Below are 1,168 nucleotides of genomic sequence, written 5' to 3' on the forward strand. Positions count from 1 at the left end.
CTCGCGACGGTGACCAGCGTGGTCCCGGCCGCCATTCGAAGAGCAGCAATTCGACGGCCAGCAGGATGGATGCCACTGGATCGACATCGCGTCCGCCGCCCCACCGGCGTTGCGGCCCAACAGTCCCCGCGCTGCGACGGACACCCGCTCTGCGCGAAGGGGCAACGGCACCCCGATCGATGACTGGTCCTATGGGGTTGCCTGGCCCGTGCGACCGCTCCCCGATGCTCCGCCACCCGGCGGCGGTCGATGGCTGGTCGTGGGCGACACCGAGCTGACCGGCGAACTGGACCGCGTCGCCGGGTCCCAAATCGGCATCGAGGGCCTGGAGTCCGGCGCCCTCGCCGACGAAGAGGCACTGCACGGGGCGCTCAACGGTGTCGACCGCGTGCTCTACGCGCCGCCCGCCTCCGGAACGTCGGTCGCGGTCGCCTATCAGCTGTTCCACCACACCCGCCGGCTCACCGCGGCCATGGCGGCCGCCGCCACGCCAGCGAAGCTGTTCATCGTCACCCGCAACGGCCAACCGACCACCGAGGGCGACCGCGCCAACCCCGCACACGGGGCGCTGTGGGGCCTGGGACGCACCCTCGCACTCGAACACCCCGAAATCTGGGGCGGCATCATCGATCTGGACGGCTCGGTGCCCGCACAGGTGCTGACGCGCCTGGTGCTCGACGAGACCACCGGGGCGGACGGAGAGGACCAGGTCGTCTACCGCAACGGCGTGCGGCACGTGCCCCGGCTGCACGCTCATACGCTGCCCACCGAACCGGTGACGCTGGACACCGCCGCCAGCCAACTGGTCATCGGCGCCACCGGAAACATCGGCCCACACCTGATCCGTGAACTCGCCCGGATGGGCGCCGGGACCATCGTCGCGGTGTCGCGCAACCCCGGCCAGCGGTTGCGCGAGCTCGCCGACGGCCTCGCCGCGGCGGGAACCACCCTCGTCACAGTCGCCGCCGACGCCACCGACGAAACCGCGATGAGAGAACTGTTCGACCGGTTCGGCGCCGACCTGCCACCGCTGGAGGGCGTCTACCTGGCGGCATTCGCCGGCCAGCCGGTCCTGCTCAGCGAGATGACCAACGACGACGTCACGGCGATGTTCGCGCCCAAGCTCGACGCCGCGGCGCTGCTGCACCGCCTGACGCTGGAGACACCG

1 pseudogene is annotated in these 1,168 nt (G+C 71.3%); it reads left to right on the top strand.

The window, feature by feature from the left end:
• Positions 1-73 precede the first annotated feature (73 nt).
• Positions 74-1,168 (top strand): annotated as a pseudogene (locus A5691_RS03845) (SDR family oxidoreductase); the annotation flags it as partial.

Source organism: Mycobacterium sp. E183 (genome assembly GCF_001667735.1).
Lineage (GTDB): Bacteria > Actinomycetota > Actinomycetes > Mycobacteriales > Mycobacteriaceae > Mycobacterium.